Genomic DNA, 13955 nt, shown 5'->3' with positions numbered 1-13955 from the left:
GAGCGGCGTGGCACTACCTAAACTCACTCCGGAACAGCGATCAGCTGCACTGGAGAAAGCCACGCAGGCGAGGCGCAGGCGTGCTGAAATTAAAACCGCGCTGAAGTCTCGATCCATGACATTGAGTGAAGTTTTTGACTTAGCTGAGTCTGATGAGGCAGTCGCAAAGATGAAGGTGACGTCCCTACTGGAGTCTCTTCCGCGCGTTGGAACCAATACCGCTGCAAAGTTGATGGCAGACATCGGTATTGCGCCCACTCGGCGTGTGCGAGGTCTCGGACCTGTTCAACGGGAAGAATTACTCAAGAAATTCGGATGACGTGGCAAGATGGGGCTCATGAAACTTCATGAGCCCCGTCTTACTGTTCTGGTTGGGCCGACGGCGGTCGGTAAGGGAACCGTTGTGCACTCCCTCCTGAGCCGCCATCCCGAGATCGCACTGTCCGTATCAGCCACCACCCGTGCACCGCGCCCAGGTGAAATCAATGGCACGCACTACTTCTTTGTGAGCGACGACGAATTCGATCGCCTGGTCAATGACGGACAGATGCTCGAATGGGCATTGGTACACGGCGCACATCGATATGGCACTCCTCGCAAGCCGGTTGAACAATGGCTGTCAGAAGGAAAAAGCGTTCTGCTCGAAATTGACGTGGCAGGCGCACGACAGGTTCGTGCTTCCATGCCTCAAGCGCATTTCATCTTCCTGGCGCCTCCCTCGTGGGACGAACTGAAACGACGCCTCACTGAACGCGGCACCGAAACGCTCGAGGAGCAGGAGCGGCGCCTGACCACCGCGCGAGCCGAACTTGACGCAGCTCACGAATTCGACGCAATTGTGATCAATGACGACCTTGACCAGGCCGTGACGGACCTAGCCGTCTTGATGGGGCTGGAGTAGACTGGACAAGCTAATTAGCCAGATTTACATGAGAAGAGGTCCCATGTCCGGAATTGTTGCCCAGCCTGAAGGCATCACCAACCCGCCGATCGACGACCTTCTGAACCACGTCGACTCCAAGTATGCGCTGGTGATCTTCGCGGCAAAGCGCGCCCGGCAGATCAACACCTACCAGCTCCAACTCGAGCAGAACATGGTGCAGTTCGTCGGACCCGTAGTGGAAAGTGACCCCGACGATAAACCGCTGTCAATCGCACTACGCGAAATCAACGAAGGCAAGCTGACGCTCGAGTCTGCGCCTGAGGCCTAACCGTGAAGCCACTGGTCGTCGTCGGAGTTGGCGGCGGCATTGCTGCGTACAAGGTGACCCGCGTAGTACGCGAACTCCAGCACCACGATTATGCAGTGAGAGTCATCCCCACTCAGGCTGCCACCCACTTTGTCGGTGATACCACGTGGCATGCGCTCAGTGGGCAGGCCGTCACAACCAGCGTATTTGACGGTGGAGCAACCGAGCACGTCGAGATTGCCCGCCACGCGCAGGCCATTGTGATTGCACCTGCCACGGCAGATCTCATTGCACGCCTGGCAGCGGGCATGGCAAACGATCTGCTCACCACCGTTGTGCTGGCTGCGCATCGCGATACGCCTGTCATTCTGGCACCCGCCATGCACAGTGCGATGTGGACTAACGCCGCAACTCAGGACAACATCCAGACACTGCGCACGCGTGGCATGATCATTATCGAACCGGATGACGGTCCGCTGAGCTCAGGAGACAGCGGCACAGGCCGTCTGCCTGATCCGCTCATCATCACGGAACGCGTCCTTGAAGCTCTCGAGCCGCACGAGGGGGACCTTGCCGGACGCAGCGTCCTCATTACGGCTGGCGGTACCCAGGAACCGATCGATCCCGTCCGTTTTATTGGCAATCGCTCATCCGGCCGGCAAGGATGCGCATTGGCAGCTGAAGCGCGTCGACGCGGGGCAGACGTGACCCTGGTTGCCGCCAACATCGACGATCACCTGATTCCGCACGGAATTACCGTCATCCCGGCCCCGACAGCCGCTGAGATGTGTCAGGCAGTCACTGACCGCATCGCGACAACGGACATTGCGATCATGGCAGCTGCGGTGGCAGATTTCAGACCCATCCACGTTGCCGACGACAAGATCAAGAAAGATCCGTCGACTCAGGATGCGCCTGCCATCGAGCTTGAACGCACCACCGACATTCTGGCGTCGGTTGCCCACTCGCCCCAGCGTCCACCGGTGCTTGTCGGCTTTGCCGCCGAAACCGGCTCGCCTCAGGTTGTGCTCGAGCGTGGTGCCGACAAAGCTCGGCGAAAGGCAGCCGACCTGCTGGCTATTAACGCCGTAGGGAACGGACAGGGATTCGGTGACGTGGAATCTCAGGTCGTGCTGGTTGATCGCGAGGGACAGCCCGTGAAAACAGTCAGCGGATCGAAGGTAACAATTGCGGCCGGCATCATCGATGAGGTCGCACAGAGGATAGGTAAGATAACCCGGTGACATCGCTTCGACTTTTTACTTCAGAATCAGTAACTGAAGGTCATCCAGACAAAGTCTGTGACCGCATCGCGGATTCAATCCTTGATGCATTGCTCGAACAAGACCCACATGCACGTGCCGCGATCGAGGTTTTCGCCACCACCGGCCAGGTGCATGTCATGGGTGAAGTAACCACGGACCGCGCCTACGTGGAAATTCCGCAGATCGTTCGCGAGGAAATCTGCCGCATCGGATACACCTCGTCGCGAATTGGATTCGACGGCGCCTCTTGCGGTGTCTCCGTGTCGATCGGCCAGCAGAGCCCGGACATTGCCGGGGGAGTGGAACGTTCTCTTGAAGCACGTGAAGGGGCTGATACAGCTGACCCTCGCGAACTTCAGGGCGCCGGCGACCAAGGCCTCATGTTCGGATATGCATCCGATGAGACACCGGATCTGATGCCTGCCCCGATCTGGACGGCACACAAGCTGTCTCATCGCCTCGCACAGGTTCGACACGACGGCACCATCGACGGTCTGCGCCCTGATGGCAAGACGCAGGTGACCTTCGGATACGACGAGAACCACACGCCCGTCAGTATCGAGACGATCGTTGTGTCCACCCAGCACGACGAGGCACTCACATTGGCAGACCTGACTCGGCAAGTGCGCCGCCATGTCATCGAACCAGTGCTGGACGAATCAGGTCTCAACGTGTCCTGGAAAGACGCCGAAATCCTCGTGAATCCATCGGGACGGTTCGTGTACGGCGGACCAGCTGCCGACGCAGGCCTGACTGGACGCAAGATCATCGTCGATACTTACGGCGGAATGGCGCGGCACGGAGGTGGCGCGTTCTCAGGTAAGGATCCATCGAAAGTTGACCGCTCAGCTTCCTACACGCTGCGCTGGATTGCCAAGCACATCGTTGCAACAGGCATCGCGAAACGCTGCGAAGTTCAGGTGGCTTACGCCATCGGCCGCGCACACCCGGTAGGTCTGTACGTCGACACCTTCGATACGGGGCAGGTAGACGATGCGACCATCGCGCGCGCAATCACCGACGTGTTCGACCTGCGCCCAGCAGGTATGATCGAGGACCTCGATCTCTTGCGCCCGATCTACAAGGAGACCTCAGTGTACGGCCACTTCGGGCGACCGGGATTCCCGTGGGAAGACGTGACCCGCATAGAGGATCTGCGCGCAGCACTGAAAGGCTAAGACTATGGCGGACCAGGACGATTTCGATCTCGACCATGCTCCCTCGCGTGCGTGGATGATGCGAAGCGCCGTGGTGCTGGCCATTATGTCGGCTCTAGCCCTGATCGCCTCATTCGTCCTGTCCGTGGAAGCCTGGATCCTTGCAGGTGACCAGAACAGCCGCTTCGGATGCGATGTCAGCGATGCACTGTCATGCTCGGCAGTCGCATTGACACCGCAGGCCCGCGTCCTGGGATTCCCCAACGCATTTTTCGGAATCGCCTTTGGCGCAGCTGTGTTCACTATCGCATGCGCCCTTCTCAGCGGCTCGCGCCTGTCACGTCTGTTCCTCATCGGCGCGGAAGTCCTCGCCGCCGGCGGTCTGGCCAGCGCACTATGGCTGTTCTACCAGTCCTACGTTGTCATCCAGGTATTGTGCCCGTGGTGCCTGGTGGTGTTCGTGTCATCACTGCTGATCTTCGCCACCATGACGCGTATCTGCCTGGTCCGCGAAACGCTGCCCTCAAGTGCCAGCATTCGCTCCCTCATAGCCTCGGGCACGGACTGGTGGATCACGGGCGGTATCCTTGTCATCATCGCCGCACTGATCGTCCTTAAGTACGGCCCGGAGCTCATTGCGTGAGACGCAATGGAGTCATACCTGCCGGGCTTCGAACCACCGCCACGTGAGGATTTCCGTGACCCACTGACTGTCGCGCACGTTCTGGTCGACGTCGACTTGGCGCACCTCGATCATCCGCTTGACTACGCCGTCCCACCCGAACTTGACTCTGCAGTAACTGTCGGTTGCACCGTGCGCGTTGCATTGGCCGGTACACGCCAACGAGGGTGGGTTGTGGGTCGGGAGACCGTACCGCAGCACCGCGCCCTGTCACCCATCCAGTCCGTTGTTTCACGCACTCCGGTGCTCAACGAATCCACGCTGACACTGGCGCGCTACATTGCGCATAAACATCTGGCGACCACCTCACAGGTGCTCTCACTGGCGATCCCGGCGCGGCATGCACGCAGTGAAAAAAACGTCCTCGCTGCACACCGAGACTGCGCGGCGCCCTCGCCAATCTCAATGGATACGGAATTCCTGTCGTGGTACGAGGGGGACCCGACTGCGCCAGGGCGGATCGTCTGGCAGGTCGTGCCTCATGACTGGATACGCCAGCTGGCAACCGTTGTGGCAATCCGCTCGGCGCGCGCCCCTGTCATCGTGGTGGCCGCCACGCGTGAACAGGTGGATCGAATCGCTGCGCAGATCGCCCTGATCGTCGGTACCGACTGTGTTGAGACGGTCGGGTCGGATGATTCGGCAGCTCATCGATTTGCCGTTCATCTGCGCGCACTAGCCGGAGAACTGACCATCCTGGTGGGAACACGATCAGCTGTGTGGACACCAGTGAAGGATCTGGGAGCAATCATCGTGTGGGATGACGGTGATGACCGTTTAACCGAGGAGCGGTCTCCACGCGCAAGCGCGCTCGATGTTGCGATCGCGCGCGCCCACCTGGAAGGGGTCGACCTGCTCAGCGCAAGCCTGGCACGGTCGGTGAAATCGCATATGCTGGTCAATTCCTCATGGGCAGTGCCGCTCACACCGCTGCGCCACGCGCTGCGCGAACATGCGCCGCGCGTACGTGTCCTCGATGACTTTGACGCGGCCAGGGAAGGCCCATCGGCAGGTAATATTCCGACCAGCGTACAGCGCTTTATCCGGGAAAGTGCGCAGAGCGGGCATGTCCTGATTCAGGTGCCACGACGCGGCTATGTGCCGGTTATTGCTTGCGCACAGTGTCATCGGACGGCGCGATGTCAAAGATGCCACGGCCCATTGGCGATGCGAGGCGATCGCCAGATTGTGTGCCAATGGTGTCAGTGGGATGCGTCGGCGTTCACGTGCCCGCATTGCGCAGCGCACGCGGTGCGCGCACGCCAGATCGGCTCTGAACGCACGGCAGAGGAACTGGCTCGAGCTTTACCGGGATTGCCACTAGTGGTCTCTTCTGCAGACCATCGGATCGACACACTGCGTCCGACGGATTCACGAATCGTGGTGGCAACACCCGGCGCAGAACCTACCCTCGATGGCGGTTATGAGGCAGCCGTTATCCTCGATGCCGATACAACAGCCGCACGCCCTGAACTGTGGGCATACGAGGAAGCCATGCGCCGCTGGTTCGGAGCATTGTCACGTGTAGCGCCCGCACACCCTGCCATCGTTGTCGGTCTGTCAGATCCGACACTGGGTCAGGCCCTCGTGCGGTGGGATCCGGTCAGAGTTGCTGCCGATCAGCTGGCAGAACGTCGTTCTGTAGGATTCTTCCCCTTTACGACAATCGTTGCCCTCGACGGGCCTGCACCTGACGTTCACGCGATTGTGGCAAGTCTTTCAGATGCGGAGCTGCTCGGCACAGTTCCGATCGAACAGGCGCCCACACGTCGTGCAGCTGATAGTGCCCAGCTCTCCCTCGCTATGCCGGAACATGAGCCCGACCAGCACATCCGCACTCTTGTTCGCACGCCGATTTCGCACACAAATACGCTGCTTGACCAGCTGACACAGGTGCGGCAGCACCGCTCAGCCCACAAGCTGGCACCTGTGAGAATGGAAGTCAATCCTCCCGAGTTGTTCTGACACCGCTTAGACTCGATAGGTGATTTCTGTGCAGGACTTTTCGCTTCGGATCGGTGCACGCGTACTGATCTCGAACGCCACCTTCAGGATTGACCGCGGGATGCGTATCGGTTTGGTTGGCAGAAACGGTGCCGGCAAGACCACTATGATGCGCCTCTTAGCAGGGGAGAGCGATCACGGTGCCGCTGAGTTTACTGGGCACGTGCGTCGCAGCGGCACCATCGGATACCTGGCACAGGACACCCATATTGGCGACCAGAAGATGACGGGGCGTGAGCGCATCATCTCCGTTCGAGGTATCGACACCCTCATAGAGAAGATCCGCAAAGCTGAGCATGAAATGTCCACCCTGGAAGGGGAGCGCCAACAGCGGGCGATGGAGCGTTACGTCAAGCTCGACCAGCGTTTCACGAATGCCGGAGGGTGGGCTGCCAATGCTCAGGCATCGCAGATCGCTCATTCACTGGGATTAGACGATCGCGTGTTGGAGCAAAGCCTCGACACGTTGTCCGGTGGTCAGCGACGCCGCGTCGAACTGGCTCGGGTGCTTTTCTCAGAGGCTGATATTTTGCTGCTGGATGAGCCGACCAACCACCTTGATCACGATTCAATCCTGTGGCTGCGCGATTGGCTGCGCGCATACTCCGGCGGATTCATGGTGATCAGCCACGACGTCAAATTGCTGGATGACACGGTCAACTCCGTGTTCTATCTGGACGCGAACCGCACGGCACTGGATGTCTACCACCTCGGATGGTCTGCCTACCTGCGTCAACGCGACGAGGATGAACGCCGTCACCGCCGCGAACGCGCCAACGCGCTCAAGAAAGCTGAACAGCTGCGTGCGCAGGGCGAAAAGATGCGCGCGAAGGCAACGAAGGCTGTTGCGGCACAGCAGATGCTGCGCCGCGCCGATGAACTGGTTGAGCAGGCTGGTCAGGAAATCCAGCATGAAAAGGTTGCGCGTTTGCGTTTCCCCGAACCTGCGCCATGCGGACGCGTGCCACTGTCAGGAGAGGGCCTGTCGAAATCCTACGGCTCGTTGGAAGTTTTCACTGGTGTGGATCTGGCAATTGACCGCGGCTCGCGTGTGGTGATCCTGGGTCTGAACGGTGCTGGTAAGACGACGCTGCTGCGCCTGCTGGCCGGCGTGGAAGAGCCTGATCTGGGGCAAGTCATCAGTGGGCATGGCCTCAAACTTGGCTACTACGCCCAGGAACACGACTTCCTGGACATGGACGCCACAGTGTATGACAACATGGCGCACGCAGCTCCTGACCTGGACACCACGCACGTTCGCAACGTGCTGGGGCAGTTCCTGTTTGGCGAGGACGACATCGATAAGCCGGCGCGCGTACTATCCGGCGGAGAGAAGACGCGCCTGGCCCTTGCGACGCTGGTCGTCTCTGCAGCAAATGTGCTGCTGTTGGATGAGCCGACGAACAACCTTGATCCAGCCTCTCGCGAGGAGATTCTCAACGCGCTGCGCACCTATGAGGGCGCCGTCGTCCTGGTCACGCACGATCCCGGCGCGGTCGAGGCGCTCAACCCGGACCGCGTGCTGGTGCTGCCTGACGCCGATGAGGATCTGTGGGATGAGTCGTACCTGGACCTAGTCACACTTACCTAGAAACTGCAGGTTAACGTGGTCGGACGCTAAGAGTCGACCTCGTTAATTGGGACGACACGGATGGGAAAATCGCGGTAGGCCAGGTATTGCTGGAGCGAGTCGCGATGATCACGACACGCCAGCCATGTCTTGGATCGGCCAGTGTGAATGGCCGGATTTGACCAGATGATCGCAACCTCAGCCGTACGGCTGCATCCGCGTGCTGAACACGCCAAATCCTCTGGCCCGGGTGCCAGTGCCATCCAATCCCTCCTCGATCCTCGCTATTGTAGATACTATGACGACACGAACGCTTATCCTGGTACGTCACGCTGCTGCCGGTTCGAGCAGCTCCGGTGACCGTCAAAGGCCGCTGACTCCAGAAGGTGTTGAGCAGGCTCGGCGACTGGGACGACGAGTCTCACGCCTGATTGACCACGTTGATCTGTCACTGACATCGCCCGCCGTGCGTACACAGGAAACGGCGGCGCAGCTCCACACGTCGATCGAGGTGCGCACCACCTCAGTTGATGACGAACTGTATCTGGCCGGCGCTGACAGTCTGCTCGACAAGGCGCGGAGCCTGCCCGCGTCAGTCACCTCAGTCATGATGGTCGGCCACGAGCCAGCTATTTCAGCAATGGCGGCATCGCTGGGGGCACGCCGATCCTGTAAGGAAAAAGTCCGTTGGGGTGTTCCCACGGGTACCGCCGTCGTCCTCACTTTCGAGGGCAATTGGTCGCAGCTGGCCGAGAACTCGTGCGAAATGGAAGTTTTTCGCGAACCAGCGTGACGAAAGTGTGAAAACACTTACCTCAACGGTTCTCATACTGTGCACTAGGCGCCCGTACTGGGATCAGGGCGCTACACTATACGCGTACTAGACCATACCCAAGGGGAGAATTCATGTCCGGACACTCCAAGTGGGCAACCACAAAGCATAAGAAAGCAGCCATCGACGCCAAGCGTGGAAAACTCTTCGCCAGGCTCGTCAAGAACATTGAGGTGGCAGCCCGCACAGGTGGAGGAGATCCCGCAGGTAATCCCACGCTGTATGACGCCATCCAGAAGGCGAAGAAGAACTCCGTTCCGGCCGACAACATTGATCGCGCTGTCAAGCGTGGCTCCGGTGCAGAAGCCGGTGGCGCTGAGTACGAAACCATCATGTACGAAGGCTACGGTCCCGCAGGTGTTGCGATTCTGGTCGAATGTCTGACCGATAACCGCAACCGCGCGGCATCAGATGTACGCCTGGCATTTACCCGTTACGGTGGCAACTTGGCTGACCCCGGCTCGGTGTCCTACCTCTTCTCCCGTCGCGGAATCGTCGAGGTGCCGGAGGCCGACGGTGTGGATGAGGATTCCATCATGGAAGCCGTACTCGATGCAGGTGCCGAAGATGTCGCCCAGCAAGGAGACGTCTTCGTCATTTCCTGTGAGCCGACCGAGGTGGTCGCGGTGCGCACCGCGCTGCAGGATGCAGGAATTGACTACAACTCTGCTGAGGCGCAGTTCGTTGCCTCGACACAGGTGGAACTCGACGTTGAAGGTGCCACCAAGGTTATGCGTGTCGTGGACGCCCTCGAAGATTCTGATGACGTGCAGAACGTCTACCACAACATGTCACTGAGCGATGAAGTTCGCGCTCAACTCGAACAGGAGGAGGAATGAGCGAAAATCCCTCTGCTGCCACACCCACCGACGAAGGACGCCAGGTCGGAACTGACCGCGTCAAGCGTGGAATGGCGCAAATGCTCAAAGGCGGCGTCATTATGGACGTCGTCACCCCTGAGCAGGCGAAGGTTGCTGAAGACGCCGGTGCCGTGGCCGTCATGGCACTCGAACGCGTCCCCGCGGATATCCGCGCCCAGGGCGGCGTGGCCCGCATGTCAGACCCGGATCTGATCGACGGCATCATTGACGCCGTCTCCATCCCCGTCATGGCCAAAGCCCGCATCGGACACTTCGTGGAAGCGCAGGTGCTCCAGTCCCTCGGCGTCGATTACATTGACGAATCCGAGGTGCTGACCCCGGCTGACTACTCGCACCACATTGACAAGTGGAAGTTCACCGTGCCGTTCGTGTGCGGTGCGACCAACCTGGGTGAGGCTCTGCGCCGCATCAGTGAAGGCGCGGCCATGATCCGCTCCAAAGGCGAGGCCGGCACCGGTGACGTGTCGAACGCGACGACGCATATGCGCAAGATCCGTGACCAGATTCAGCACCTGACGTCGCTGCCAGAAGACGAGCTGTATGTGGCAGCGAAAGAACTGCAGGCACCGTATGAACTGGTCGCAGAGGTGGCACGAGAAGGCCGCCTGCCTGTCGTCCTGTTCACCGCCGGCGGCATCGCCACTCCTGCGGATGCCGCGATGATGATGCAGCTGGGTGCCGAGGGTGTCTTCGTTGGATCCGGTATCTTCAAGTCCGGTGATCCGGCTAAGCGCGCGAGCGCGATTGTGCGCGCAACAGCGGCTTACAACGATCCTGACACCATTGCGGAAGTCTCACGCGGACTGGGGGAAGCGATGGTCGGCATCAACGTCGACGATTTGCCGGTTGATCACCGCCTGGCTGAGCGCGGATGGTGACACCAGCGTGAGAACCATAGGCGTACTCGCGCTTCAAGGTGATATCTCAGAACATGTGCGGGCGCTGGAAGAATCCGGCGCCCGCGCTGTGTATGTGCGCCACCCTGACCAGTTGACACAGATCGACGGCCTGGTTATTCCCGGTGGGGAGTCAACCGCCATGTCTATCCTCATGCATGCCACAGGTATGGACGAAGGGCTGCATGGGGCTGTGGATCAGAAAATGCCGATGTGGGGGACTTGTGCCGGCATGATTATGCTGGCCAGCACTATTCTTGACGGGCGCAGCGACCAGATCGCATTGGGCGCAATGGACATGACTGTCAGACGTAACGCATTTGGCCGGCAGGTCGACTCCCATGAAGAAGACCTGGAGGTGGATGGATTTGACACGCCATTTCGGGCATTGTTCATTCGCGCTCCATGGGTCGATACGGTCGGAGAATCTGTTCGCGTCATGGCGCGTGCCGACAACAAAGCTGACGGGCCGATTGTCGCACTGCGTAACGAGCACTGCCTTGCGACATCATTCCACCCTGAAATTGGGGGAGACAACCGGATCCATTCTCTCTTCGTGCAGATGGTTGACCAATGCGCGTAATGGGGATTGACCCGGGCATCACCCGATGCGGAATCGGAGTGGTGGATGTTGATGCGTCACGCGCAGCGGCGCTGGTTCACGTCGGCGTGGCCAGAACCAAAACCAGTCTGGCCACCCATTTTCGCCTCGCATCCATTGCCCAGGAGATCCGGCACACCATTGAGACCTTTCAGCCTGAAGTGGTGGCCATTGAACGGGTTTTCGCACAGGACAACCTTCAGTCAGTAACCACCACAATGCAGGTGATGGGCGTGGCCATGTCATGTGTCGGGCAGGCACGTCTGCCAATGGCAGTCCATACACCGTCAGAAGTCAAAGCAGCGATCACCGGTTCTGGCACCGCCGGGAAAGCGCAGGTGCAGCACATGGTGGCTCGCATCCTCCGCCTCGATACTCCGCCGAAGCCAGCAGACGCGGCTGACGCCCTTGCAATTGCAATCTGTCACGCCTGGCGAGGCTCAGGCTTGCTCGGCGCGGGGGATGATTCTCAGATTACCGTGTCCCTGTCAGGCAAAGTCTCCTCCAAGGGCACCATGACACGGGCTCAGCAGATCTGGGCAGAAGCTCAGGCGACGCAACACCGCACGGGTGCGGTCGATCCGCGCTGGCATCGCCGCTAAGATGGAACAGATGTTCGTAGCGAGGGGGAATAACGGTGATCGCACTGCTGACTGGAACGGTTGAGCACATCGGCCTGGATGAAGTCACTGTGGTCAACGGTGGAATTGGATGGGCCGTCAAGGTCACTCCACCAACGGCGCACAGCCTGATCCGTGGCAATGAGGTCACGCTCCACATCGTCATGGATGTCAAGGAAGATGCGATCGCTTTGTTCGGCTTCCCGACGCGTGACGAGAAAGACGTGTTCACCGTGATCCGCACCGTCTCCGGAGTGGGACCGCGCATCGCCCTGGCGGCGTTGGCAGTTCTCACACCCGACCAGCTGCGCGACGCCCTCGCCCAAAAAGACAGCGCACAAATCAGGAAGATCCCCGGAGTGGGGCCAAAACTTGCTGATCGGATCGTCCTTGAAATTGGAAACAAGCTGGGGCCCGCTGCACACGCTGAAGATGTACCCAGCGAACCCGACAGTGATGAAGTGACCGAGGAAGTCACCGCTGCACTGGTACAGCTCGGCTGGACACAGGCGATTGCCCGAAAAGCAGTCAACTCACTTGCCGGGCAGGGGATGGGGGCATCCGACCTTCTGCGCGCATCACTGATCAAGCTGGGAGGCACCCGTGGATGAGATGGACGACGACCTGTCTCCGCGCATTGTCGCGCCAGATGCGACGGAACTGGAGCGCGCAGCTGAAGCTGCTCTCCGTCCGAAACACCTCAGCGAATTCGTGGGTCAGCCGCGCGTGCGCACACAGCTCGAACTGGTGTTGAAAGCAGCGATCGGTCGCTCTGTCACACCCGACCACGTGCTCCTGGCCGGACCGCCTGGACTGGGAAAGACAACCCTGGCGATGATCATTGCGCAGGAGATGGGATCCTCACTGCGCCTGACCTCCGGACCTGCGATCCAGCACGCTGGCGACCTCGCCGCGATCCTGTCTGGCCTGCAGGAAGGTGACATCCTCTTTATCGACGAGATTCACCGCCTGGCACGCACCGCTGAAGAAATGCTCTACCTGGCGATGGAAGACTTCCGTGTCGACGTGGTCGTTGGCAAAGGTCCGGGCGCCACGTCGATTCCGCTGACGCTGCCACCGTTTACAGTGGTGGGCGCGACCACGCGTGCCGGGCTGCTGCCTGCACCGCTGCGCGACCGCTTCGGCTTCACTGGGCACCTGGAGTTCTACGAGACAGAGGACCTGGTTCAGGTCATCAACCGGTCGGCAGGGCTACTGGGAGTGTCGGTCAGCGATGAGGCAGCCCATGAAATCGCCTCCCGTTCACGCGGCACGCCACGTATCGCAAACCGTCTGTTGCGCCGCGTACTTGACTACGCGCAGGTGCATGGGGACGGAACACCCACACTGGAATCGGCGCGTGAAGCACTGGCATTGTTTGAAGTGGACCAGTCGGGACTGGACCGACTGGATCGCGCCGTCCTCGAAGCACTGTGCGTGCGCTTTGGCGGAGGGCCGGTGGGGCTGTCCACGTTGGCTATCACCGTGGGCGAAGAAGCTGAAACCGTTGAAACTGTCACTGAACCGTACCTGATGAGGCAGGGGTTCATTGTTCGCACCCCACGCGGCCGTGCAGCTACACCGAAAGCGTGGTCACACCTGAATCTGACCCCTCCGAGCGATCAGGACACGCTGATTTAAACGTGAGGTAGCACGCACAGTGACGCCGTTCGTCGCGATCGAGAAGACGAACAGGTAGACTGCAGCGGGCGCCGTGTACTGTCACGGTGCTGTCATATACGTAGATTTGTCGAGGATGAAGAGGTTTCCCCGTGCAAGGTACCGGCTCGTTAATGCTTTGGCTGCCGCTGTTGTTGATGCTGATTGTGATGTTTTGGTTCTCATCACGCGCTCGCAAGAAAATGGCGAAACAGCAGGAAGAACAGCAACGGATCATCAGCGAACAGATGGTGCCCGGTGCATGGGTGAAGACCGCCGTAGGGTTCTGGGGACGCTACGTGGATCAGGATGGCGACATCGTCATCCTGGAAACGTCGGACGGCACCGAAACTTACTGGGAACGTTCCGTCATCCGCGAAGTCGGCGAGCCACCTTTCGCCACGGAATCAGCTGATCACATCGAAGAAGCCATTTCCGAGGAAGAAGATGAGCCTGCTGTACTTGGGTATGATCCCATCGAACCTGAGACACCCTCGTCAGTGAACGAGGGCGACACGCTCGCAGCGGATCTTGAGGACGAGGATAAGCGGGACAAGAACCGCAACAAGGACGATATTCCGCCCGTCATCTAATTCAT

General features: G+C 59.7%; 17 protein-coding genes. 16 read left to right on the top strand and 1 reads right to left on the bottom strand.

What is annotated here, in order from left to right:
• The first annotated feature begins 7 nt into the window (after positions 1 to 7).
• Genes mihF through BLT69_RS06005 form a run of 8 tightly spaced genes read left to right on the top strand, consistent with a single transcriptional unit; the run spans position 8 to position 7889 of the window.
• Positions 8 to 319 (top strand): integration host factor, actinobacterial type, encoded by a 312-nt coding sequence (gene mihF / locus BLT69_RS06040; protein WP_058236788.1) that lies wholly within the window; start codon positions 8 to 10, stop codon positions 317 to 319.
• A gap of 9 nt (positions 320 to 328) precedes the next feature.
• On the top strand, positions 329 to 901 hold the full coding sequence (gmk, locus tag BLT69_RS06035) for a guanylate kinase (protein WP_082628524.1): 573 nt from the start codon (positions 329 to 331) through the stop codon (positions 899 to 901).
• A gap of 43 nt (positions 902 to 944) precedes the next feature.
• The gene (rpoZ, locus tag BLT69_RS06030; protein ID WP_058236787.1) at positions 945 to 1211 is read left to right on the top strand and encodes a DNA-directed RNA polymerase subunit omega; all 267 of its coding nucleotides are present in this window, start codon (positions 945 to 947) and stop codon (positions 1209 to 1211) included.
• 2 nt (positions 1212 to 1213) lie between these two features.
• Positions 1214 to 2434: a bifunctional phosphopantothenoylcysteine decarboxylase/phosphopantothenate--cysteine ligase CoaBC gene (gene coaBC, locus BLT69_RS06025; protein ID WP_070727307.1), complete on the top strand. Its 1221-nt coding sequence runs from the start codon at positions 1214 to 1216 to the stop codon at positions 2432 to 2434.
• Complete coding sequence (metK, locus tag BLT69_RS06020) at positions 2431 to 3633, top strand: methionine adenosyltransferase (RefSeq protein ID WP_058236785.1); 1203 nt, start codon at positions 2431 to 2433, stop codon at positions 3631 to 3633. Before coaBC ends, metK begins: the two co-directional genes overlap by 4 nt.
• A gap of 4 nt (positions 3634 to 3637) precedes the next feature.
• Positions 3638 to 4255, top strand: a complete 618-nt coding sequence (locus BLT69_RS06015) for a vitamin K epoxide reductase family protein (protein ID WP_058236784.1) — start codon at positions 3638 to 3640, stop codon at positions 4253 to 4255.
• A gap of 6 nt (positions 4256 to 4261) precedes the next feature.
• Positions 4262 to 6259 carry a primosomal protein N' family DNA-binding protein gene (locus BLT69_RS06010; protein ID WP_058236783.1) on the top strand — a complete coding sequence of 666 codons (1998 nt, stop codon included), beginning with the start codon at positions 4262 to 4264 and terminating at the stop codon, positions 6257 to 6259.
• Between the two features lie 19 nt (positions 6260 to 6278).
• Positions 6279 to 7889, top strand: a complete 1611-nt coding sequence (locus BLT69_RS06005) for an ABC-F family ATP-binding cassette domain-containing protein (RefSeq protein ID WP_058236782.1) — start codon at positions 6279 to 6281, stop codon at positions 7887 to 7889.
• Positions 7890 to 7915: 26 nt separating this feature from the next.
• On the opposite strand, the gene BLT69_RS06000 is transcribed toward BLT69_RS06005, so the two are convergent.
• Positions 7916 to 8131, bottom strand: a complete 216-nt coding sequence (locus BLT69_RS06000; RefSeq protein WP_070727304.1) for a hypothetical protein — start codon at positions 8129 to 8131, stop codon at positions 7916 to 7918.
• 35 nt (positions 8132 to 8166) lie between these two features.
• Between BLT69_RS06000 and BLT69_RS05995 the strand changes: the two genes are divergently transcribed.
• The 8 genes from BLT69_RS05995 (at position 8167) to BLT69_RS05960 (ending at position 13950) form a co-directional block, all read left to right on the top strand.
• The gene (locus BLT69_RS05995) at positions 8167 to 8661 is read left to right on the top strand and encodes a SixA phosphatase family protein (RefSeq protein WP_070727411.1); all 495 of its coding nucleotides are present in this window, start codon (positions 8167 to 8169) and stop codon (positions 8659 to 8661) included.
• A gap of 113 nt (positions 8662 to 8774) precedes the next feature.
• The gene (locus BLT69_RS05990) at positions 8775 to 9539 is read left to right on the top strand and encodes a YebC/PmpR family DNA-binding transcriptional regulator (RefSeq protein WP_070727302.1); all 765 of its coding nucleotides are present in this window, start codon (positions 8775 to 8777) and stop codon (positions 9537 to 9539) included.
• Positions 9536 to 10459 carry a pyridoxal 5'-phosphate synthase lyase subunit PdxS gene (gene pdxS / locus BLT69_RS05985; RefSeq protein ID WP_058236778.1) on the top strand — a complete coding sequence of 308 codons (924 nt, stop codon included), beginning with the start codon at positions 9536 to 9538 and terminating at the stop codon, positions 10457 to 10459. The genes BLT69_RS05990 and pdxS overlap by 4 nt, the downstream gene beginning before the upstream one ends.
• Positions 10460 to 10466: 7 nt before the next feature.
• On the top strand, positions 10467 to 11060 hold the full coding sequence (gene pdxT / locus BLT69_RS05980) for a pyridoxal 5'-phosphate synthase glutaminase subunit PdxT (RefSeq protein WP_058236913.1): 594 nt from the start codon (positions 10467 to 10469) through the stop codon (positions 11058 to 11060).
• Positions 11051 to 11680 (top strand): crossover junction endodeoxyribonuclease RuvC, encoded by a 630-nt coding sequence (gene ruvC, locus BLT69_RS05975; protein WP_058236777.1) that lies wholly within the window; start codon positions 11051 to 11053, stop codon positions 11678 to 11680. The genes pdxT and ruvC overlap by 10 nt, the downstream gene beginning before the upstream one ends.
• A 35-nt stretch (positions 11681 to 11715) precedes the next feature.
• Positions 11716 to 12309 carry a Holliday junction branch migration protein RuvA gene (ruvA, locus tag BLT69_RS05970; protein ID WP_058236776.1) on the top strand — a complete coding sequence of 198 codons (594 nt, stop codon included), beginning with the start codon at positions 11716 to 11718 and terminating at the stop codon, positions 12307 to 12309.
• Between the two features lies 1 nt (position 12310).
• The gene (ruvB, locus tag BLT69_RS05965; RefSeq protein ID WP_058236775.1) at positions 12311 to 13339 is read left to right on the top strand and encodes a Holliday junction branch migration DNA helicase RuvB; all 1029 of its coding nucleotides are present in this window, start codon (positions 12311 to 12313) and stop codon (positions 13337 to 13339) included.
• 152 nt (positions 13340 to 13491) lie between these two features.
• A complete protein-coding gene (locus tag BLT69_RS05960) occupies positions 13492 to 13950 on the top strand; it encodes a preprotein translocase subunit YajC (protein ID WP_070727300.1) in 459 nt (152 codons plus the stop codon).
• Positions 13951 to 13955: the final 5 nt, after the last annotated feature.

It is taken from the genome of Schaalia radingae, assembly GCF_900106055.1.
In the GTDB taxonomy this organism is placed as follows: Bacteria; Actinomycetota; Actinomycetes; order Actinomycetales; family Actinomycetaceae; genus Pauljensenia; species Pauljensenia radingae_A.
The sequence above is the reverse complement of the archived record's forward strand: the minus strand, read 5'-3'. Positions and strand labels throughout refer to the sequence as shown.

What these genes read in the sequence shown, in the direction of transcription:
- ruvC (WP_058236777.1), top strand. Translation starts at nt 11,051, where the DNA reads ATGCGCGTAATGGGGATTGACCCGGGCATCACCCGATGCGGAATCGGA.
- ruvB (WP_058236775.1), top strand. Translation starts at nt 12,311, where the DNA reads ATGGACGACGACCTGTCTCCGCGCATTGTCGCGCCAGATGCGACGGAA.
- gmk (WP_082628524.1), top strand. Translation starts at nt 329, where the DNA reads ATGGGGCTCATGAAACTTCATGAGCCCCGTCTTACTGTTCTGGTTGGG.
- BLT69_RS06010 (WP_058236783.1), top strand. Translation starts at nt 4,262, where the DNA reads ATGGAGTCATACCTGCCGGGCTTCGAACCACCGCCACGTGAGGATTTC.
- BLT69_RS05990 (WP_070727302.1), top strand. Translation starts at nt 8,775, where the DNA reads ATGTCCGGACACTCCAAGTGGGCAACCACAAAGCATAAGAAAGCAGCC.
- BLT69_RS05960 (WP_070727300.1), top strand. Translation starts at nt 13,492, where the DNA reads ATGCTTTGGCTGCCGCTGTTGTTGATGCTGATTGTGATGTTTTGGTTC.
- rpoZ (WP_058236787.1), top strand. Translation starts at nt 945, where the DNA reads ATGTCCGGAATTGTTGCCCAGCCTGAAGGCATCACCAACCCGCCGATC.
- BLT69_RS06015 (WP_058236784.1), top strand. Translation starts at nt 3,638, where the DNA reads ATGGCGGACCAGGACGATTTCGATCTCGACCATGCTCCCTCGCGTGCG.
- BLT69_RS06000 (WP_070727304.1), bottom strand. Translation starts at nt 8,131, where the DNA reads ATGGCACTGGCACCCGGGCCAGAGGATTTGGCGTGTTCAGCACGCGGA.
- pdxS (WP_058236778.1), top strand. Translation starts at nt 9,536, where the DNA reads ATGAGCGAAAATCCCTCTGCTGCCACACCCACCGACGAAGGACGCCAG.
- BLT69_RS05995 (WP_070727411.1), top strand. Translation starts at nt 8,167, where the DNA reads ATGACGACACGAACGCTTATCCTGGTACGTCACGCTGCTGCCGGTTCG.